A 21,574-nucleotide genomic window follows, 5' to 3' on the forward strand; every position below is an offset into this window, starting at 1 on the left:
ATCTACTATGCAAATAGAACAGAAGCAGCAACTTTCATTATTGATGGATGGTGAGTTTACAGACGATAACTTTGTTGATGTCGTTAGCCATGATGAAAGTTTGCAATCCTGCTGGCATCGCTATCATATCGCAAGAGAAGCAATGCGAGGAGAATTGCACGGTAGTTCATTAACATTAGATATTAGCAATCAAGTTGCTATGGCGATTGCGGATGATGATTTATACCCACAATTAACAGAGCAACCTTCTCAAGATGAGATTTCAATTCCTAAAGCTGAAAATCTATTTTGGGTGCGAATTAAAGATGTTGTGGCTAAAGTTAGCCAAGTTGGACTTGCTGCTTGTGTTACATTAGCAATTATTGCTGGTGTTCAATATCATCAAGGTCAATCGGACGATGCCAGTGGTGCTCCAACGCTTAATACTGTTCCTATGGGTGTTAATGTAGCTCCTGTTGGTGGAATACAACATAATGACAAGCAATTACTTGAAAAAAGACAATACGATAAAATTAGATTGCTCGTTCAAGATTATGAATTACAAAAAAGGTTAAATGCCCGTTAAACAAAAATGAATTTTCTATTTTCTTTAATAAAGATAAAGCTAAAACAGAGTAACAATTTTATTATTACTCTGTTTTTTATATTGTTTTCTACCTCAACCATGGCAACAGAAACAAATGAAGCGTTAAATTTATTAAATAAAATGAGTAAAGCGGTGCAACTCAATGATTATCAAATTCATTTTATATCGCAAGACAGAGAGCAATTTGGCTCAACTTTTGAATATAATCACTTAGGCTCAGCTAAAAAAGAAGATATTCATGCCCAATTGCTTTATCTTGAAGGTCCAGCAAAAGAGATTATCTTGCATAACAACACCACCAGTTATTTTCAACCTGATAGCCCTTCATTTTCGATTGCTAGTTCTCGCATAACAGAGGCATTTCCTGATGTAATTTATAATGACTTTAATTCATTAGCGAATATTTATGATTTTATTTTATTAGGTAAAACTAGAACGGCAAATCGTGGTGCTCAATTAGTTAAAATAATTGCAAAAGACAAAGATCGCTATAGCTATATTATATGGATCGATGATGAGACTTTCTTACCATTACGAATAGACTTAATTGATGATGATAATGACATTGTTAATCAATTAAAAGTTGTTGATATCGATGTTGATTTCGATGTTAAAAAATTCAAAAATTATATTGATAATCGAACTTACCCAATTTTATTATCAATTGAAAAACAGAATAATTTACTTGATGCTTGGCGCTTAGCATGGTTGCCAAAAGGATTTAAAGAAATAGCTGCGTATAATGTCAATTTTTATAGTTCTGATATTGCAACTAAATTGTTTTCTGATGGCGTATTTTCTTTTACAGTAAATGTCTCTTTAGAGCAAGCAAGTCAACCTAATCAACTTATTCAGCAGGGCGGAAGAACAATATTCTCAACCAATCTGGGTAACAAAAATATTATTATTATTGGTAATTTACCTGAAGGGACAATTGAAAGAATTGCCCAAAATATTGTTGAGAAATCGCCGTAAACCTCTCGATAACACTATGCTTACTGACCATTAATGTGTAGAATGTTTGCTTCTATTTTCGTGATTATTTGACTTGTTATTTATAGCCAATAACACTAACGATAATTAACAGTACATAACTAAAATATAACTTATTGATATGAATAAAAATATCCGCAATTTTTCAATTATTGCTCATATTGACCATGGTAAATCAACGCTTTCTGATCGTATTATCCAAATCTGTGGAGGACTTTCTGATCGTGAAATGGAAGCTCAAGTTTTAGATTCAATGGATCTGGAACGTGAACGTGGTATTACAATTAAAGCACAAAGTGTTACTTTAGATTATCATGCTAAAGATGGCCAAACATATCAGCTAAACTTCATCGATACACCAGGACATGTGGATTTTTCATATGAAGTTTCTCGTTCACTTGCTGCATGTGAAGGTGCATTACTTGTTGTTGATGCAGGGCAAGGTGTTGAAGCGCAAACTCTTGCAAACTGTTATACAGCACTTGATATGGACCTTGAGGTTGTACCAGTACTTAATAAAATCGACTTACCGGCAGCCGAACCTGAAAGAGTGGCAGAAGAGATTGAAGACATTGTTGGTATTGATGCTAGCAATGCAGTAAGATGCTCGGCTAAAACCGGAGTAGGTGTGGTTGATGTGCTTGAACAACTCGTTCATGATATCCCTGCGCCAGAAGGTGATTCGAATGCACCACTACAAGCACTAATTATTGATTCATGGTTTGATAACTATTTAGGTGTTGTATCACTAATTCGTATCAAGAATGGTGAGTTAAATAAAGGTGATAAAATCAAAGTTATGAGTACAGGAATGACTTATAATGTTGATCGCCTAGGGATCTTTACTCCAAAACAAATAGATAAAGACTGCTTGCATTGTGGTGAAGTAGGTTGGGTTGTTTGTGCGATCAAAGATATATTAGGAGCACCTGTAGGGGACACGTTAACTTTAGCAAAATCTCCAGCAGACAAGCCACTACCAGGATTTAAAAAAGTTAAACCTCAAGTATATGCAGGATTATTTCCAACCAGTTCTGATGATTACGAAGCATTTCGTGATGCATTAGGAAAACTAAGCCTTAACGATGCCTCGCTTTTTTATGAACCTGAAAATTCTGGTGCGTTAGGATTTGGTTTCCGTTGTGGTTTCCTTGGCTTATTGCATATGGAAATCATTCAAGAACGATTAGAAAGAGAGTATAATCTTGATTTAATTACTACTGCACCAACAGTAGTTTATGAGGTTTTGACTACTCAAAATGAAATTATCTATGTCGATAGCCCTGCAAAATTACCTGCAGTGAATAACATTCAAGAACTTCGTGAACCTATAGCTGAATGTAACATATTAGTTCCACAAACGTATTTAGGTAATGTAATTACTCTATGTGTTGAAAAGCGCGGTGTACAAACCAATATGGTTTATCATGGTAATCAAGTTGCATTAACTTACGAAATTCCAATGACTGAAGTTGTTTTAGATTTCTTCGACAAACTGAAATCAACTTCACGTGGTTATGCCTCTTTAGATTACAGCTTCAAACGTTTCCAAGTCGCTGACATGGTTAGGCTTGATGTATTAATTAATGGTGAACGTGTTGATGCATTAGCACTCATTACCCATAAAGACAATGCACCATACCGTGGGCGTGAACTAGTCGAAAAGATGAAAGATCTTATTCCGCGTCAGCAATTTGATATCGCGATTCAAGCTGCAATTGGCAACCACGTCATAGCTCGTTCAACAGTTAAACAACTTCGTAAAAATGTTTTAGCTAAATGCTATGGTGGTGATGTAAGTCGTAAGAAAAAACTTTTACAAAAACAAAAAGAAGGTAAAAAGCGCATGAAACAAGTAGGTAATGTAGAATTACCGCAAGAAGCGTTTTTAGCTATTCTACATGTTGGTAAAGATTAATCAGTTAAAGAGGATAAAAAATGGCTAACTTATTCGCCATCATATTAACAATAGCAACATTCATTACTGCGATCTTTTGGTTTTTAGAGAAGTACCGATGGAAACCTGCTAGACAACGTAAAGTTGAAGAGATTCGTAAGCAAGCTAATGGTGAAATTGATGGTAAAATTTTGGCAGAAGTTGGAAAACCTAAAGGCTGGATTGAAAATTTAGCATCGTTTTTCCCTGTTCTTTTTGTGGTTTTTGTTATTCGATCATTTATATATGAACCATTTCAAATTCCTTCAGGGTCAATGATGCAAACACTATTAGTTGGTGATTTTATTGCTGTTCAAAAGTTTTCATATGGATTACGTGATCCGATCACCAATACTGTCTTAATTTCAACTGGCCACCCAAAACGCGGTGAAATTGCGGTTTTCAAACACCCCGATGGATCAAATAGAGATATTATTAAACGCGTTGTAGGTTTACCTGGCGATAAAATTGTCTATTTGTCTAATGAAAAGAAAATTCTCATTTATCCAGCTTGTCAATCAACCGATAATAATTGTGTTGGTCAGCGTTCTGAACCATTAGATTTACATTATACTCAACCCCAAGCAAGTAATTGGAAAGAAGTGAAGGAAATGGGGAAAAACCCAGACTTCTATACAATAGAACAATATAAAGATAAGGGTATTGTTGATTCTAACTCTAGAATTACATTAGATATGAAAATTCAACAAGAAACCTTAGGTGAAATTACTCACGATGTTCTAACAACGCCTGGAAAAATGGATGATACAAGTTATTTTTATCATCAAAATGGTCAACCGATCGGAACATGGGTTGTTCCACAAGATAACTATTTTATGATGGGTGATAACCGTGATAACAGCGGTGACAGTCGATATTTTGGCTTTGTTCCGGAAAAAAACTTTGTTGGTCGAGCTACAACTATTTGGATCAGTTTTGAAAAACAACCTGATCAATGGCCAACAGGAATTCGTTTTAGCCGTATAGGTGGAATCCACTAACTGTGATGAAAAATTTGAATCAACTACAACAAGCTATTGGATATCAGTTTAAAAACACATCTTTACTTCAGTTAGCACTAACTCATCGTAGTGCTAATAAAATGCATAATGAACGCCTTGAATTTTTAGGTGATTCGATATTAAGTTTTGTCATTGCTGATGAACTTTATCATCGATTTCTCAAGCAAGATGAGGGTGATCTTAGTCAAATGCGAGCAAGTTTAGTATGTGGACAGACACTTGCTGAAATGGGAAAAGAATTCAAATTAGGTGATTACCTAATTTTAGGTCAAGGTGAATTAAAAAGTGGTGGTTTTCGCCGGGAATCCATTATCTCTGATGCAGTAGAAGCTATCATTGGCGCTATTTATCTAGATAGTGAAATTGAAAACATTCGCCGCATAATTTTATCTTGGTATCAAAAACGCTTAGATGAAATTCAACCTGGTATTAAGCAAAAAGATGCTAAGACACGTTTACAAGAATATTTGCAAGGTATACGACATGAAAGACCATGTTATTTAATTCTTGAAGTTACTGGCGACAATCATGAGCAAGAGTTCTTAATTCAATGTAAAATTGAAAACGATGATCACCAATACTTAGGGCGAGGTTTAAGCCGTCGCAAGGCTGAACAAGCCGCAGCTCAAGAAGCATTAAACCAATTAGGAATAAAATGACAGAATCAAAACAACATTGTGGATTTGTTGCCATAGTCGGAAGACCAAATGTCGGCAAATCAACACTATTAAACCAACTACTTGGTCAAAAAGTATCAATCACCTCACGTAAAGCGCAAACAACGCGTCACCGTATTGTCGGAATTGATACCCAAGGCGATGATCAAATTATCTATATTGATACACCCGGTTTACATATTGAAGAAAAAAGAGCGATTAATCGCTTAATGAATCGTGCCGCTAGCAGTTCAATTGGTGATGTTGAATTAGTTATTTTTGTCGTGGAAGGAACCCACTGGACTGAAGATGACGAAATGGTTGCAGGCAAACTCAAAGATTGCAAGGCACCTATACTGTTAGTTATCAACAAAATTGATAATGTAGCAGATAAAACCCAACTGTTACCGCATATCCAAGAAATTAGTCAAAAAATTAACTTTTTAGATGTTGTGCCAATTAGTGCAGAAAAAGGTGAAGGGATTGACATCATCAAAGATATTGTCAAAAAACATTTACCCGTTGGTGAACACCACTTTCCTGAAGATTATATCACTGACCGATCACAACGATTTATGGCTTCAGAAATCATCCGAGAAAAACTAATGCGTTTTTTAGGTGATGAATTACCTTACTCGGTTACGGTTGAAATTGAACAATTTAAAGTTGATGAACGTACTGGCATGTACCGCATTAATGGCTTAATCCTAGTTGAACGCGATGGACAAAAGAAAATGGTCATTGGCAACAAAGGTGAAAAAATCAAAAAAATCGGTATCGAAGCCCGTAAAGATATGCAACTTTTCTTTGATAACAAGGTGCATTTAGAATTATGGGTTAAAGTCAAAGCTGGTTGGGCTGATGATGAGCGAGCATTACGTAGTTTAGGTTATAGTGACGATTAATCTAACTCTCTAAAAAATCAGGCAAAAGTTTGCCTGATTTTTTATATCTACTCGCAGTAGATTGATATTACCCAAAAATATCTAACCCTGCCCGTAATAAGCATTTTGTCCATGCTTACGGAAATAGTGTTTATCCAATAATTCTTGTTGGATTTTTATGCCGACATTTAGATTGCGTGTAGCTAATGCCATAGCAGCGACTTCTTCTAAGACAACTGCATTATGAACAGCATCATCTGCATTTTTTCCCCAACTAAAAGGACCATGTCCGGATACCAATACACTAGGTATTGCCAATACATCAATGGATCGTTTAGTAAACTCTTCAATAATCACTTTACCTGTATTGAGTTCATAATTGTTAATTATTTCAGTTGGTGTTAACTGGCGAGTGCAAGGAATATCTCCATAAAAATAATCTGCATGAGTTGTACCTAAAGCTGGAATATCTAACCCTGCTTGAGACCAAATTGTTGCGTTTCTTGAATGAGTATGAATAACTCCACCAATTTGTTCAAAAGCCTTATAAAGCTCAATATGCGTTTGTGTGTCGCTTGAAGGATTAAGTTTACCTTCGACTTTTTTACCATCAAGATCGACAATAACAATATCATTCACTTGCAACTTATCATAAGCGACTCCTGACGGTTTGATAGCAATAACACCGTTACTTCTGTCAATTGCAGATACATTCCCCCAAGTAAATGTCACAAGCTGATAATAAGGTAATAATAAATTTGCTGCTAAAACATGTTCTTTTAATTCAGTAAACATATTAACATCCTGTTTGATAATAAATAAAACATCAGGAATAAACATAAAACAATATCAATTGTTCTAATATAAACCTCAATGATCATCTCCAATATGACGAAGTTTTTTACCTAACATCAGATTTTTTTCGATACGTTCCAATGAAATATTTTTGGTTTCAGGTACAAAGAAAATTACAATGAAGATAAATAAAACATTCATGCCGGTATATAACCAAAATGTTTGAGCAACACCTATATGATTTAATAATGTAAGGAATGTTGCACCAATTATCATATTTGAAATCCAATTGGTCGCAGTTGAACAAGTCACACCAAAATCACGGCTTTTTAAAGGTTGAATTTCAGAACATAAGATCCACACCACTGGTGCTGCACTCATTGCATAACCACCAATACACATAATTGCCATTCCAACTGCTGCATAGGATGTAAATGATGATGGATTACCATTTTCGATAAGTTGCAAACAAATACCTAGTACTAATGTACCTAAAGCCATAATACCAAAACCAACTTTTAGAATTGGTTTTCGTCCTAACTTATCAACAGTAAAAATTGCAATAAATGTAGCTAACACAAAAGTAAGACCAACAATAATTGTAGCAATCATTTGTTGCTGGGTACTTTCAAATCCTGCAAGGCTAAAGATTTTTGGTGCATAGTACATAATAATATTCATACCGGTAAATTGTTGCATCGCTTGTAATGCCATACCAAGATAAACTGTTCTTCGTACATTTTTGTTTGCTTTAAACAGTGTCCAGCCTTCCTGTTTTTCCTGTAAACTATCCTTGATATCATTAAATTCTTGTTGAATTTTTACAGGATCGCTACGAATTGATTTTAAAACTTTCTCAGTTTCATTTAATCGTCCTTTTGATGCCAACCACCTAGGACTATTAGGCAGGAAAATCACTACTATAAACAATATGATTGCAGGTATAGAAATGATACCAAGCATCATTCGCCAATCACCTGTATAGCTAAAATAAGTATCTGATAAAAATGCAACTAAAATACCAATTGTGACTAAAAGTTGGTAAGCAGCAATCATCTTACCGCGAATGTTTTCTGGCGCCATTTCAGAAAGATAAAGTGGCGCCGTATAGGATGCAATACCAACAGCAAACCCCAAAATAACTCGCCAGACTAAAAGAACTTCTACATTAGGTGCTAAAGCTGATCCAAAGCAACTTATAATAAAAAATAAGGCGCCCGCTAATAAGCTATATTTTCTACCTAAATAAAAAGATAACCAACCATTGGATAGAGCCCCCAAAGCAGCTCCTAACATCATTGAACTCACTACCCATTCTTGTAGCTGAGTAGTTAGTTCAAACTGAATAGTAATAAACGGTAAAGCTCCCGCAATTACACCTATATCTAGACCGAATAGTAGACCGGCCATTGCAGCTGAAAAGCCGATTAGAAAGGTCATTTTTTTTGCAGAATTTATTTCCATTTTATTCGTTGTTAAAGACGTATTCATATCCACCTCTTTATTCCCTTTATTCTGTAATTTTGATAATAATTGGAAATAATATTTCCAATTATTGAACTAAAATAAATTTATCAAGCATAAGGATTACAATACGCAATCTCATTCCAACGCAATTCATTCCTGAAATCATTAATTTGGGTACTTTCATCAATAACTAACAACTCAATGTTATGCAGTTGTGCATAAAGTCTGAAATAATCCATAGAAAGTGCTTGGGTATAAACAGAATGATGTGCAGCACCAGCAAGAATCCAGGCTTCAGCTGATACTTTTAACGATGGTTTTGGTTTCCAAACTGCACATGCTACAGGTAGTTTTGGTAGTGCATAAGGCTGTTTGATTGTCTCGAGTTCATTCGCAACTAGTCTAAAGCGGTTACCAATATCAATTAAACTGGCATTGATTGCTAAACCAGGTTTTGCAGGGAAAATAAGTCGAGCAGGATCGGCTTTACCACCAATGCCCAAATGTTGAATATCAAGTAAAGGTTTGATGTCATCGTCTATAATAGATGGGCAAACTTCTAACATATGTGAGCCGACAACTAATTCATTACCTTCAGTAAAATCATAGGTATAATCTTCCATGAAAGCGGTACCACCTGAAAGCCCTTTGGCCATTAATTTCATGGTGCTTAGTAATGCTGCGGTTTTCCAATCACCTTCACCAGCAAAGCCATAACCTTTAGCCATTAATCGTTGGACAGCAAGTCCTGGTAATTGTGCCATACCGTATAGATCTTCAAATGTTGTGGTAAATCCGCCATAATTACCTTGTTTAAGGAATTGCTCAATACCTAATTCGATTCTCGCTGCGTCAATTAAGTTTTGTCTTTTCTCTCCACCAATTTGGGCGACGGGAGCAAGTTTATAAAGTGTTTCATATTCATCAATTAGCTGATTGACATCACCTTCAGCAATTGAGTTAATGACTGAAACCAAATCACCACCTGCATGAGTGTTGACTGAATAACCAAATTTAATTTGTGCAGAAACTTTATTCCCTTCTGTTACAGCAACTTCGCGCATGTTGTCGCCAAATCTAACGATTTTCATGGTTTTTTCTGCATTAATTGCCACACAAACTCGCATCCATTTCCCAATTTGCTCATGAACATCTTTATCTTTCCAGTAACCAGTTACCAGAGAATGAGGTTGGCGCATACGAGAACCGATAAAACCAAATTCACGTCCTCCATGTGCAGTTTGGTTAAGATTCATAAAATCCATATCCATTGAATCCCACGGAACGACTTTATTAAATTGAGTATGAAGTTGTAGAAGAGGTTTTTGTAGATGAGTTAATCCATTAATCCACATCTTAGCTGGTGAAAATGTATGTAACCATGTAATTAATCCAACACATTTTGAAGAATAATTTACTTCCTGACAAAGGTCATATATATCTTCAGGTTTTGTTGCGAGTGGTTTAAGAACCATTTTAACGGGTAGATTTGCTTCATGATTAAAATAATCTGTTATCTCTTGAATATTTCTTTTAATTTGTTCAAGTGCTTCTGGCCCATAAAGGTGTTGACTACCTGCAACAAACCAAATTTCAGCTTCTGAATAAACAAACATAATGGACTCCTTTATAATTTATTCATATTTTGTAAATTAAATTAAGCGTTATAGTTGGGTTCACTAGAGGCTGACCAAACTAAATACTTTTTATATAATTCTTCATATATAGGGACCTTGTTATCATCAGGGATAAAGGTGGTTTCAAGCTTACTAGACATACTACTTTGAGCGGTGGAAATATCGGCATAAACATCTGCTGCAACAGCTGCAAAGATTGCTGCACCTAATGCACAACATTGTTCTGAACTCACAACGGTCAGCGGTTTATTCATTACATCTGCACAAGCTTGCATAATAACCGGGGATTTTTTAGCTATTCCTCCTAAAGCGACAATTTCATTAACGGGCACATCTTGATTAATAAAGCATTCCATAATTGCTCTAGCACCAAAGGCCGTTGATAAAACCAAGCTTCCAAATAATGTTGCAGCATCCGTTGAAATCGTTAAATTGGTTATAACACCTTTGATTCGTTGATTGGCATAAGGGGTTCGTCTACCATTAAACCAATCAAGCGTTATAGGGATTGTGTCTAGATTTGGATTTTCTGCCCAAGCTTGAGCAATATCATTTAATAATTTATGTTTTAACTCCTTCACTATTGGTTGAGATTCTGGTGAGATTGAAACTAACTTTTCAAGAGGCCAACACAAGAGTTTTTTATACCATGCATAGATGTCTCCAAAAGCTGATTGCCCGGCTTCAAGGCCTATAAAGTTTGGTATTACACTACCATCTACTTGACCACAAATGCCTTTAATTGAACGATTATTTATAACGTTTTGTTCTGCCAATAAAATATCGCAGGTAGAGGTGCCAATTACTTTAACTAATGTATAAGGTTTTGCGCCTGCACAAACCGCACCCATGTGACAATCAAATGCACCACCAGAAATTACGGTCGATGTTGGTAATCCTAATTTTTCTGCCCACTCTTGGGTAATAGTGCCCACTTTATGATTTGCGGTATAAGTCTTTTCAAATAAAGGATAAGGTAAGTTATTAACTAAACTTGGGTCGAGTTTTTCAAAAAACTCATAAGGGGGTAAACCATTCCATTCTTCGCTCCAAAAACATTTGTGACCGGCAGCGCATCGACCACGCTTTATTGCATTTGGCGCTGTCGTTCCTGAAAGTAAAGCGGGTACCCAATCACAGAGTTCAATCCAAGAAGCCGAAGCATTTTTTACAGCACTGTCTTGACGAAAAATATGCATAATCTTCGCCCAAAACCATTCTGAAGAATAAACTCCACCACAATATTCCAAATATTTAGAGTATGGTTCAGTTTTGCACACTCTATTAATTTCTTCAGCTTCGTGTACCGAGGTATGATCTTTCCATAAAATAAACATTGCATTAGGATTGTTCATAAATTCTGGTTTTAAAGCTAACACATCGCCATTTTCATCAATAGGTGCTGGGGTAGAACCTGTTGAGTCCACACCAATAGCAACTATATTTTGTGCATCAGATCTAAGTTGATTGACAACAGATTGTATTGATTGAGTCATTGACTCAATGTAATCAAGGGGATGATGCCTGAACTGATTTTTTTGCGGATCACAAAACTGGCCCTTAGACCAGCGTGGGTAATAAACTACTGCTGTAGCTAACTCTTTCCCATTTTGACAGTCGACCGCTAAAGCTCTGACAGAATCACTACCAAAATCCAATCCAATGGTTATTTTTTTATTCATCCGCTAACACCTCAAAGACTAATTAAATGGAGTTTTTGGGAAGAATAAATAATTATCGATAAAACAAGTAGGTATGTTGTTGCTATAAATATAGACGATTCTGCACACCTAATTTGTTTTGTGATGTAGATCTCACAATTATCACTATTCAAAAAATATTTTTATGTAAAAATAAAATAGTTTCAAAAAATTGGTGATGACAAATGAGCAATAAACAACAAAATAACCCTTTGTTACCTGGTTATTCATTTAATGTCCATCTTGTATCTGGTTTAACACCGATCGAAAAAGAAGGAAAATTTGATTTTTTCATTGATCGTCCTAATGGATTAAATGGTTACATTATTAACCTCACTTATGCAGGCCAAGGTACTATTTATCGTGATGATGAATCATTTAATTGTTATCCCGGTGACTTTGTTCTTTTTCCTCCCAAAGAACCCCATTTATACGGACGTAAAGAAGATGAGAATAATTGGTTTCATTTTTGGGTATATTTCAGACCAAAATCAACATGGAAATATTTATTAAGTTGGGAAAACCGATTAAAAGAAACGGGATTTTATCGCCCTAATACCCAAGTAAAAGATGAACTAGAACAGCTATTTATAAAAATTGTCGAGGTAGGGCAATCAAATACGATATATTCTGAAAATTTAGCTATGAGCATGTTAGAGCAATTCTTGATACGTTGCGCACAAGAGACTTCTTGCACTAATCCTCCTAAAATAGATACCCGAGTACTACAAGTTTGCAACTATTTAATTGATACTCTGGATGAAAATAATTTTACGCTTGATATCGTATCGCAGAAAGTGTGTTTGTCGACATCACGAATTGCTCATATATTTAAAGACCAGATTGGTATGTCTATTGGAGAATGGCGACAAGAGCAACGGGTAAATCGTGCAAAACTGTTATTGCAAACCACTAATATGAGTATCGCAGAAATTAGCCGTTCAATCGGATTTGATGATCAACTTTATTTTTCGCGAATCTTCAAAAAAAGAATTGGTCTATGTCCTCAAAAATATCGCAATAGCACTCGAGAACAAAATGAAAGAAAAATCCAAAGTGTCAACTCGCTTTACTTTTATGATAAGCAAAATGACCATATCATTGAATAAATACAAATTATTAGGTAATTTTTTTTTCAGAAAGTTAATACTAAACATCGCTCCTCGTTTTATATATAATAGCCGCTCACAGACTTGGATTTAGAATATCAATTTCGGAGCTTTTTCATGCAGCAGTTTCGTCCTATCCGTCGTGCTTTACTCAGTGTTTCTGATAAAACAGGAATCATTGAATTTGCTAAAGCTTTATCTGAACGTAATATTGAACTCCTTTCTACTGGTGGCACCGCCAAACTTTTAATCGACAACCACATTCCTGTTACCGAAGTATCGAATTATACGGGATTCCCTGAAATGATGGATGGTCGAGTCAAAACGTTACATCCTAAAATACACGGTGGTATTTTAGGGCGTCGAGGGATTGATGACGAAGTGATGCAACAACATCAGATCGCACCGATTGATATGGTGGTTGTCAACTTATATCCTTTCGCGAAAACGGTAGCTGACCCAAATTGTAGTTTAGAAGATGCGATAGAAAACATTGATATTGGCGGACCAACTATGGTGCGATCTGCAGCTAAAAATAATAAAGATGTCGCCATTGTTGTTGATTGTCAGGACTATAGCACAATCATTGATATGTTAGATAAACAGCAAAATTGCCTCTCTTTCAAGTATCGATTTAGCTTAGCAATAAAAGCATTTGAACATACTGCTCAATATGACGGTATGATCGCTAACTATTTTGGTAAACTTGTACCTCCATATTATGGCGATACTGAAAAGCCTGCTGGTGAATTCCCTCGCACTTTAAATCTACAATTTGTTAAAAAACAAGATATGCGATATGGCGAAAACTCACATCAACATGCAGCTTTTTATGTGGAAGAACATCTTGAGCAAGGTTCTATTGCTACTGCCAAACAAATACAAGGTAAAGAGCTATCTTATAACAATATTGCCGATACCGATGCTGCATTAGAATGTGTAAAATCATTTGATGAACCAGCTTGTGTAATAGTTAAACACGCTAACCCATGTGGTGTTGCGGTGAGTGATAACATCTTAAATGCCTATCTTAATGCTTTTAAAACCGACCCAACTTCTGCCTTTGGGGGCATTATTGCTTTTAATCGCCCATTAGATGCTAAAACAGCCCAAACTATTGTTGATAAACAATTTGTTGAAGTAATTATTGCACCATCGGTTGATCAAAACGCTTTGGCCATTACACAAACGAAAAAAAATGTTCGAGTATTAGAATGTGGCGAATGGTCAGCGAGCACAAAAGCCAGTTTAGATTTAAAACGCGTTAATGGCGGATTGCTTGTACAAGATCGTGATTTAGGTATGGTAACCAAAGACCAATTAACGGTAGTTACCAAACGACAACCGACTGAAAAAGAGTTATCTGATGCACTATTTTGTTGGAAAGTGGCAAAATTTGTGAAATCTAATGCTATTGTTTACGCTAAAGATAAGATGACTATTGGCATTGGTGCAGGGCAAATGAGTCGTGTTTATTCGGCCAAAATTGCTGGAATAAAAGCACAAGATGAGAATCTAGAAGTTGCTGGTTCAGTGGTGGCTTCTGATGCATTCTTCCCGTTTAGAGATGGTGTTGATGCCGCGGCTGCGGTTGGTGTCACTTGTGTTATTCAGCCGGGTGGTTCAATCCGTGATGACGAAGTAATTCAAGCCGCTAATGAGCATAATATTGCCATGATCTTCACCAATATGCGTCATTTTAGGCATTAATTATAAAAGTATTGAAAGGACCTTGTATGAAAGTATTAGTAATTGGTAATGGTGGGCGCGAACATGCTTTAGCTTGGAAAGCAGCACAATCGCCATTAGTTTCTAAAGTGTTTGTTGCACCAGGTAATGCAGGTACCGCACTTGAGCCAAATTTAGAAAATATCAACATCAAAGCAACAGATATTGCTGGTCTACTCAACTTTGCTCAAGAGCAACAAATAGACTTAACTATTGTTGGACCAGAAGCGCCATTAGTGATTGGTATTGTCGATAGTTTTCAAAAAGCTGGATTAACTATCTTTGGTCCTTCAAAAGCGGCTGCTCAGCTAGAAGGATCAAAAGCTTTCACTAAAGATTTTTTAGCTCGACATAACATCCCAACTGCTGAATACCAAAACTTCACAGAAATTGAGCCAGCCATTGCTTATATTCGTCAAAAAGGTGCACCAATTGTGATAAAAGCTGATGGTTTAGCGGCAGGAAAGGGCGTGATTGTTGCCATGACACAAAAGGAAGCCGAAGAGGCAGTACACGATATGTTAGCGGGAAATGCCTTTGGTGATGCCGGTCATCGAGTCGTAATTGAAGAGTTCCTTGATGGCGAAGAAGCCAGTTTTATCGTAATGGTCGATGGTAAACATGTCGAACCAATGGCAACCAGCCAAGATCATAAACGTGTTGGTGATGGTGATACTGGTTTGAATACTGGTGGAATGGGCGCTTACTCTCCAGCGCCAGTAGTAACCGATGACGTCTTCAATAAAGTTATGGAAGAAATCATTTACCCAACCGTCAATGGCATGGCAAAAGAAGGCAATGTATATGTTGGTTTTCTTTATGCCGGATTAATGATTGATAAACAAGGAAATCCTAAAGTAATCGAATTCAATTGTCGATTTGGCGATCCTGAAACTCAACCAATCATGATGCGAATGCAATCTGATCTAATTGAGCTCTGCTTGGCTGCCACAAAGGGCGAACTAAATACTGTAAAATCAAAATGGGATATAAGGCCTGCTTTAGGTGTAGTTCTTGCTGCTGGCGGATATCCAGGCGATTACAACACCAAAGATGTTATATTAGGTCTACCTACTGAAACAGATACTAATTGCAAAATCTTCCATGCCGGCACCTGTTTAGAAAACGGTCAAGTCTATACCAATGGCGGAAGAGTTCTATGTGTTACAGCTTTAGGCGATAGTGTTTCAGACGCTCAAAAACGTGCGTATGAACAAATTAAAAGTATCTATTGGCATGGTTGTTACTATCGTCATGATATTGGCTATCGAGCTATTGAACGCGAAAAAAATAAATAAATTTCAAAAAAATAGCGCTATTTTTTTATCTACCATTAAGCCAAAAAAGTTGAGGAACGGGGTTTTTAAACCCTAAAAGTTTTTTGTGGTTTGAAAATAACCTCAAAAACCCCTCTCCTCAACTTTTTTGGACTTGTTTTAATGACAAGAAATTTCAAATTATATTCTTTTAATCACAATTGAGGTGTTAATTCCGCCAAAAGCAAAGTTATTAGTTTGAAAATATTCAATATCTAAATTTCGTCCTGAACCAACGATATAATCCAAATCACCACATTGAGGATCGACATTATTTAAGTTGATAGTTGGATTAAACCAGCCAGTATGCATCATTTCTAATGTTAACCATGCCTCTATCGCGCTACATGCACCAAGAGTATGACCAAAATAGCTTTTTAAAGATGATATAACCATAGATATTGGCTTTAGTAATATTTCAATGTAAGACAGCAATGTTGTGAGTATTAATGTAGCAGTAAAAATCTTAAAATTCTTAAAAAATTGTTATCTCCTAACAATGGTATTAATCGTTAAAATTAACTATCTATTCTTTGCATTGAAGTTTAATATATAACTGTATTCATAAAATGTGATGAATATTAAAGTTCAAGTTCCAATCTTTTCTTTTCTATCTTTTTCTATTTCATAAATTTTAGCACTTGAGGACAATTATTATGTTTCAATGGCTTTCAAATTGGATTTTAGATGGACTTAAACATTCACCAGAAATACTTTTATTTCTCTCACTGAGCTTAGGGTATTTGATTGGTGGTATTCGAATTGGTAAATTTCAATTAGGTGGAGTGGCTGGTTCCCTACTAGTTGCTGTAGCATTAAGCGTGTTTGGTGTTACGGTTGATGCTGGTGTCAAAGCTGTACTTTTTGCTTTATTTATTTATGCAGTAGGGTTTGAAAGCGGACCACAATTCTTTCGTTCATTGGGGGTTAAAACCCTTCGTGAAATCTTTTTAGCACTATTTATTGCCGTTGCTGGCTTTGTTACGGTGCTCGTTTTAGCCAAATTATTCCATTTAGATAAAGGTCTTGCTGCCGGTTTAGCTGCAGGAGGATTAACCCAATCAGCAATAATGGGGACGGCATCAGATGCTCTTACTCAGCTAGGTTTAAGCCCTGAAGAGTTAAGCCGATTACAAGGTAATGTGACTATTGGATATGCTGTAACTTATATCTTTGGTTCACTCGGAGCCATAATTGTCTGTGTTAATATTTTACCTAAAATTATGGGTCGTGAAATTAACGATGATGCAATTCAGGCAGAAGCAGAACAATTACATGGTTCACTTTTATTAGGTAGTGGTCAGAACTTTGCCTTATCAGATGTAACTGGTCGTTTATATCGTATTACCAATAAAGTTAATCAGACCGTTGAAAGTTTAGAAAAGGTGATTAACGGTATAAGCATTGAACGAATCAAACGTGGTAATCGTATTATTGAAGCTGGACCAGAAACTTTATTAAAGGCCAAAGATATTATTTTAGTTGTCGGCCATCGTGATGCCATGATTAAAGCCACTGATTTATTAGGTGAAGAGGTGAATTCGGCACAGGGTATGGATGTGGTTATGAATACTCAAGATGTCGAAATGCGCAATACACGTTATGTTGGTCAAAACTTAACGCAAGTGCTTTCATCTGATGAAGTAATGAAACTAAAACATGGTATTTATTTAATTGCTGTCCATCGCGATGGGCAACCATTGCCATTAAATAATGATATGGTGTTCAAATTAGGTGACATTATTACGGTTTATGGTACTGATGGTGACTTAAGGCGAGTAGTTGATAAAATTGGTGCGCCGATAACAAAGAGCGAAAAAACTGACTGGATATTTCATGGTTTAGGTCTTGTCGTTGGCCTTATTATTGGTCTTATTGTAATTCGTGTTAGTGGTATTCCAATTACCTTAGGTGCTGGTGGTGGTGCTTTGTTATCAGGCTTATTATTTGGATGGTATCGATCTTTGCATCAAACTGTTGGAAACATCCCAACGGGTGCGGTGCAATTACTTAAAGATTTTGGTCTAGCTGGCTTCGTAGCAGTAGTTGGTTTAAGCTCTGGATTGCAAGCTATTGATACCATTAAAGATCAAGGTATTTCTTTATTTCTAATTGGCGTTGTAGTTACTTTATTGCCTATGTTGCTTGGTATTTACTTTGGTAAGTATGTGCTGGGTTATAAAAATTCTGCAGTATTCGCTGGTGCTTTGGCGGGTTCTCGTAGTGCAAATCCAGCTTTTGGTGAAGTACTAAATAAAGCGGGTAACTCAACACCTACTAACTCTTTTGCTATTACCTATGCTTTAGCTAATGTTTTCCTAACTTTATTAGGGCCATTAGTTGTTGCTTTTGTTTAATTGACATCTCAAATTAAGGATACATGGTTATGAAAAGTAATAATGAATATGCAAAATATGCGAATTTAAGTCCTTTTGAATTGAAAGATAATTTAATTAAACTAGCACAAAGCCATACTGACCGTGTAATGTTAAATGCGGGGCGTGGTAATCCTAATTTCTTGGCAACATGGCCACGACAAGCTTTTTTCCAACTTGGTGTTTTTGCTTTGCAAGAGTCTGAAATGTCTTTTTCATATATGAATGAAGGTATAGGAGGAATGCCAATTAAGGCTGGTTTAACAGGTCGTTTTGAACATTTTGTCCGTCAAAATTATCAAACTCCTGGCGTGTCATTTTTAGGTAAAGCGTTTTCATATATTCGCGATCAACTTGGTCTAGATGAAAATGCCTTCTTACAAGAGATGGTGGAAGGTATTTTGGGCTGTAACTATCCAGTACCTGATAGAATGCTGCATTTTAGTGAAGAGGTGGTTAAAGCCTATGTTCTTTCTCAAATGGGTGCGCAATATTTAAGACGAGATGATCTTGATCTATTTGCTGTTGAAGGTGGTACTGCTGCAATGGCTTATATTTTCAATTCAATGAAAGAAAATAACTTAATCCAAAAAGGTGATAAAATTGCAATTGGTGCACCTATTTTTACGCCGTATTTGGAAATTCCAGAGCTTAATGATTATCAATTGGTTGAAGTGTTAGTTAATTCTGATCCTGATAAAAATTGGCAATATCCAGAAGCCGAATTGCGCAAATTAGAAGATCCTTCCATCAAAGCATTTTATTTAGTTAACCCATCTAATCCACCATCAGTAAAAATTGATGATAAAAGTTTGAAAATTATTGCTGATATTGTGAAAAAACGTCCAGATTTAATTATTTTAACTGATGATGTTTACGGTACATTTGCTGATGATTTCCAATCCTTATTTGCTATTTGCCCTAAAAATACGATTTTAGTTTATTCATTCTCTAAGTATTTTGGTGCAACAGGTTGGCGTTTAGGTGTGATTGCAATAGCACACGATAATATTTTAGATAACAAAATTAAAGCATTACCAAGCAAGGCTAGACAGATTTTAGATAAACGTTACAGCTCAATTGTGACCGATCCTGAAAATCTTAAATTTATCGATCGTTTAGTAGCAGATAGCCGTGCGGTTGCGTTAAATCACACTGCTGGTCTATCTACGCCACAACAGGTTCAAATGGTGTTATTTGCATTGTGTGAAATGATGGATACTGATCAAAGTTATAAAGCCGCATTAAAATCATTAATTCGTCGTCGAGCAGCATCATTGTATCAACATTTAGGACTTGAACATCATACTGATGAAAATAGTGTCGATTATTATACCTTAATTGATCTAGAACATATTTGTCGTGAACTTTATGATGATAAGTTTGCTAAATGGATCTTAAAAAATAAAAATCCATCTGAAATGTTATTTAGAATTGCTGATGAAGCTGGTGTAGTTTTATTACCAGGTAAAGGGTTTGCAGTGCAACATCCATCTGCTCGGGCTTCATTAGCTAACTTAAATGAATATCAATATGCAGCAATTGGTTTATCTATGCGTAAACTTGCACAAGAGTATTATGCAGAGTACCAAGGTAAAGCTAATAAAAAATAGATAATCATATTGCTAGCAACACATATTATGTTGTCATTCCGCGCACGCAACATTTAGTGTTAGTATGCACGAAAGCGATAAACATCATAAAACGGGTATTCCCGACATCATTACGCTTATGACATTAAAAAAATAAAAAAACCGCTTTAGTAGCGGTTTTTTATTATCTGGAGAAATTAAAATTATGGCAAAAATTTCGGGAGTTTTAACCGACGGTGCAGGTCAAGTTATTAATTAAACTTATTTAATTTTTTATAATAACCACATGCAATTACAAATTTTTGGTCACAAGATTTTTTAAACCATTCTTTTGCAATAGATAAATTTTTAGGTACTCCTTGGCCAAAATAATACATTACGCCTAAGTTGTGTTGAGCATATAAATTACCTTGCTCTGCGGATAATTTATAATAATTTATAGCCTTCTCATAATCTGTAATTGTACTGTTGCCATCAGAATATATCTTACCTAACTTATTTTGAGCTTCTGCGTCTCCGTTGTTTGCTTTCTTAATTAACTCATCAATATCATAAGAATAAACACTAAACGAAAATAAGATAAAAAATATCGCTATTATTTTTTCATGGTTGATCTCAATAATTAATAAGATGATTATTAAATCATATCCAGTTAAAAGATTCATCTTCAATCTTCAACTTAACATACTCTACCTCATCTTGATACGATTCAAAAATTCCGGTTTTGTTTAATCCGTTATTCCGATAAAAGCACTACCAGTCATTGTGTATATCGAGAGAGAGAGGAAAAATCAAATACGAATCATTTTCGCAATCGTAAATTGAATCGGTGTCTGGGTTGGTTAGTATGTAAATTGTTTTGTGTAGTTTATTGTGATCATGTTATGAAAGATTAGTTAGTTTTATTCATCATAACTAATATTTTTCTGGAGTGTGAATTGAAGTGAAAAGTTGGAAAGCGGATCGCAGAAATTTGCTAAAAATGGTATGAGTTTTACCCCAGCAAAAAAATTGATGATGATTTTCACTGTACGTAAAACAGGTATTTTAGGGAAAATAGATATGTGAAAAATATATTATAACTGTATATTCTAAGTTAATTCTAAGTGATATATTTTGGAAGAGACTTATTTATTGAGTTTTGAATTGTAACTATTTGATTAATCTCTAGGAAAGATGGCGGAAGCGCAGAGATTCGAACTCTGGGAGGGTCGCCCCTCGCCGGTTTTCAAGACCGGTGCTTTCAACCGCTCAGCCACACTTCCGCAATGGCTGTGAATATTAAAGGAGACGGACTTATTTGTAAATAGCTAATTTAATATTTTTCATCAACTGCTCTAATTTTCGCCAAATTCGGGTCAATTTAAGTAAATTGATATGGTTTACTTACCAAAATTAGTGTTGGAATCTTATTATTTGAGTATAATACACCGCAAATATCAAACCATGTTTTGAAATATGTTAAATCAAATAGAAACCGATGAAAAAGGCTATTTAAAGAATTGGCAGGATTGGTCTGTTGATTTGGTGCCTGAATTAGCTATTAAAGAGTCTATTGAATTAACTGATGCTCACTGGGAAGTCATTTTATTCGTTCGTGATTTTTATTTAGAATATAAAACATCACCAGCAATCCGTGCGTTAGTTAAAGCAATGGAGAAAAAATTTGGTCCAGAAAAAGGTAATAGTCGCTATTTATATAAATTATTTCCTGACGGACCAGCTAAACAAGCAACTAAACTTGCAGGCTTACCTAAACCTGTGAAATGTATTTAAGT

General features: G+C 35.6%; 16 protein-coding genes, 1 tRNA gene and 2 pseudogenes. 12 read left to right on the top strand and 7 right to left on the bottom strand.

Going from position 1 to position 21,574, the window contains the following annotated elements:
• Window positions 1-7 precede the first annotated feature (7 nt).
• The 6 genes from J3U00_RS01130 (at window position 8) to era (ending at window position 6,098) form a co-directional block, all read left to right on the top strand.
• Complete coding sequence (locus J3U00_RS01130) at window positions 8-565, top strand: RseA family anti-sigma factor (protein ID WP_065562183.1); 558 nt, start codon at window positions 8-10, stop codon at window positions 563-565.
• A 99-nt stretch (window positions 566-664) separates the two neighbouring features.
• Window positions 665-1,561 (top strand): MucB/RseB C-terminal domain-containing protein, encoded by an 897-nt coding sequence (locus J3U00_RS01135; protein ID WP_267331248.1) that lies wholly within the window; start codon window positions 665-667, stop codon window positions 1,559-1,561.
• Window positions 1,562-1,700: 139 nt separating this feature from the next.
• Window positions 1,701-3,497, top strand: coding sequence for a translation elongation factor 4 (gene lepA, locus J3U00_RS01140; RefSeq protein ID WP_065562181.1), 1,797 nt, complete (start codon window positions 1,701-1,703; stop codon window positions 3,495-3,497).
• Window positions 3,498-3,517: 20 nt separating this feature from the next.
• Complete coding sequence (gene lepB / locus J3U00_RS01145) at window positions 3,518-4,516, top strand: signal peptidase I (RefSeq protein WP_267331249.1); 999 nt, start codon at window positions 3,518-3,520, stop codon at window positions 4,514-4,516.
• Window positions 4,517-4,518: 2 nt separating this feature from the next.
• Complete coding sequence (gene rnc, locus J3U00_RS01150; protein ID WP_370632544.1) at window positions 4,519-5,196, top strand: ribonuclease III; 678 nt, start codon at window positions 4,519-4,521, stop codon at window positions 5,194-5,196.
• A complete protein-coding gene (gene era / locus J3U00_RS01155; protein ID WP_324169834.1) occupies window positions 5,193-6,098 on the top strand; it encodes a GTPase Era in 906 nt (301 codons plus the stop codon). Before rnc ends, era begins: the two co-directional genes overlap by 4 nt.
• Window positions 6,099-6,179: 81 nt before the next feature.
• On the opposite strand, the gene J3U00_RS01160 is transcribed toward era, so the two are convergent.
• From J3U00_RS01160 to J3U00_RS01175, 4 genes are all read right to left on the bottom strand, one after another.
• The gene (locus J3U00_RS01160; RefSeq protein WP_065562459.1) at window positions 6,180-6,872 is read right to left on the bottom strand and encodes an L-ribulose-5-phosphate 4-epimerase; all 693 of its coding nucleotides are present in this window, start codon (window positions 6,870-6,872) and stop codon (window positions 6,180-6,182) included.
• A gap of 75 nt (window positions 6,873-6,947) precedes the next feature.
• Window positions 6,948-8,363 (bottom strand): sugar porter family MFS transporter, encoded by a 1,416-nt coding sequence (locus J3U00_RS01165; RefSeq protein WP_065734316.1) that lies wholly within the window; start codon window positions 8,361-8,363, stop codon window positions 6,948-6,950.
• An 83-nt stretch (window positions 8,364-8,446) separates the two neighbouring features.
• Entirely contained in the window at window positions 8,447-9,955 is a 1,509-nt protein-coding gene (araA, locus tag J3U00_RS01170; RefSeq protein ID WP_267331250.1) for an L-arabinose isomerase, read from the bottom strand.
• Between the two features lie 41 nt (window positions 9,956-9,996).
• Window positions 9,997-11,658 carry a ribulokinase gene (locus J3U00_RS01175; protein ID WP_267331251.1) on the bottom strand — a complete coding sequence of 554 codons (1,662 nt, stop codon included), beginning with the start codon at window positions 11,656-11,658 and terminating at the stop codon, window positions 9,997-9,999.
• Window positions 11,659-11,861: 203 nt separating this feature from the next.
• On the opposite strand from J3U00_RS01175, the pseudogene araC reads away from it, so the two are divergent.
• From araC to purD, 3 genes and pseudogenes are all read left to right on the top strand, one after another.
• Window positions 11,862-12,707: pseudogene (gene araC / locus J3U00_RS01180) on the top strand (arabinose operon transcriptional regulator AraC); the annotation flags it as partial.
• Between the two features lie 195 nt (window positions 12,708-12,902).
• Entirely contained in the window at window positions 12,903-14,495 is a 1,593-nt protein-coding gene (gene purH / locus J3U00_RS01185; protein WP_267331252.1) for a bifunctional phosphoribosylaminoimidazolecarboxamide formyltransferase/IMP cyclohydrolase, read from the top strand.
• Between the two features lie 26 nt (window positions 14,496-14,521).
• Complete coding sequence (gene purD, locus J3U00_RS01190) at window positions 14,522-15,811, top strand: phosphoribosylamine--glycine ligase (RefSeq protein ID WP_267331253.1); 1,290 nt, start codon at window positions 14,522-14,524, stop codon at window positions 15,809-15,811.
• A gap of 159 nt (window positions 15,812-15,970) precedes the next feature.
• Here purD and J3U00_RS01195 read toward each other — a convergent pair.
• Window positions 15,971-16,219 (bottom strand): annotated as a pseudogene (locus J3U00_RS01195) (beta-ketoacyl-ACP synthase); the annotation flags it as partial.
• Window positions 16,220-16,485: 266 nt separating this feature from the next.
• Between J3U00_RS01195 and aspT the strand changes: the two are divergent.
• Both aspT and J3U00_RS01205 read left to right on the top strand, forming a co-directional pair.
• Window positions 16,486-18,186 (top strand): aspartate-alanine antiporter, encoded by a 1,701-nt coding sequence (gene aspT / locus J3U00_RS01200; protein ID WP_065562155.1) that lies wholly within the window; start codon window positions 16,486-16,488, stop codon window positions 18,184-18,186.
• A gap of 29 nt (window positions 18,187-18,215) precedes the next feature.
• Window positions 18,216-19,817, top strand: coding sequence for a bifunctional aspartate transaminase/aspartate 4-decarboxylase (locus J3U00_RS01205; RefSeq protein ID WP_065562154.1), 1,602 nt, complete (start codon window positions 18,216-18,218; stop codon window positions 19,815-19,817).
• Between the two features lie 230 nt (window positions 19,818-20,047).
• Here J3U00_RS01205 and J3U00_RS01210 read toward each other — a convergent pair whose 3' ends face one another.
• Window positions 20,048-20,461: a tetratricopeptide repeat protein gene (locus tag J3U00_RS01210; RefSeq protein WP_267331255.1), complete on the bottom strand. Its 414-nt coding sequence runs from the start codon at window positions 20,459-20,461 to the stop codon at window positions 20,048-20,050.
• A 512-nt stretch (window positions 20,462-20,973) separates the two neighbouring features.
• Window positions 20,974-21,061: transfer RNA gene (locus tag J3U00_RS01215), tRNA-Ser, on the bottom strand.
• A 193-nt stretch (window positions 21,062-21,254) separates the two neighbouring features.
• Here J3U00_RS01215 and J3U00_RS01220 point away from each other — a divergent pair.
• Window positions 21,255-21,572 carry a TusE/DsrC/DsvC family sulfur relay protein gene (locus J3U00_RS01220; protein WP_065562146.1) on the top strand — a complete coding sequence of 106 codons (318 nt, stop codon included), beginning with the start codon at window positions 21,255-21,257 and terminating at the stop codon, window positions 21,570-21,572.
• The last annotated feature ends 2 nt before the right edge of the window (window positions 21,573-21,574 follow it).

It is taken from the genome of Gilliamella sp. B3127 (assembly GCF_026536935.1).
Classification (GTDB): Bacteria; Pseudomonadota; Gammaproteobacteria; order Enterobacterales; family Orbaceae; genus Gilliamella; species Gilliamella apicola_E.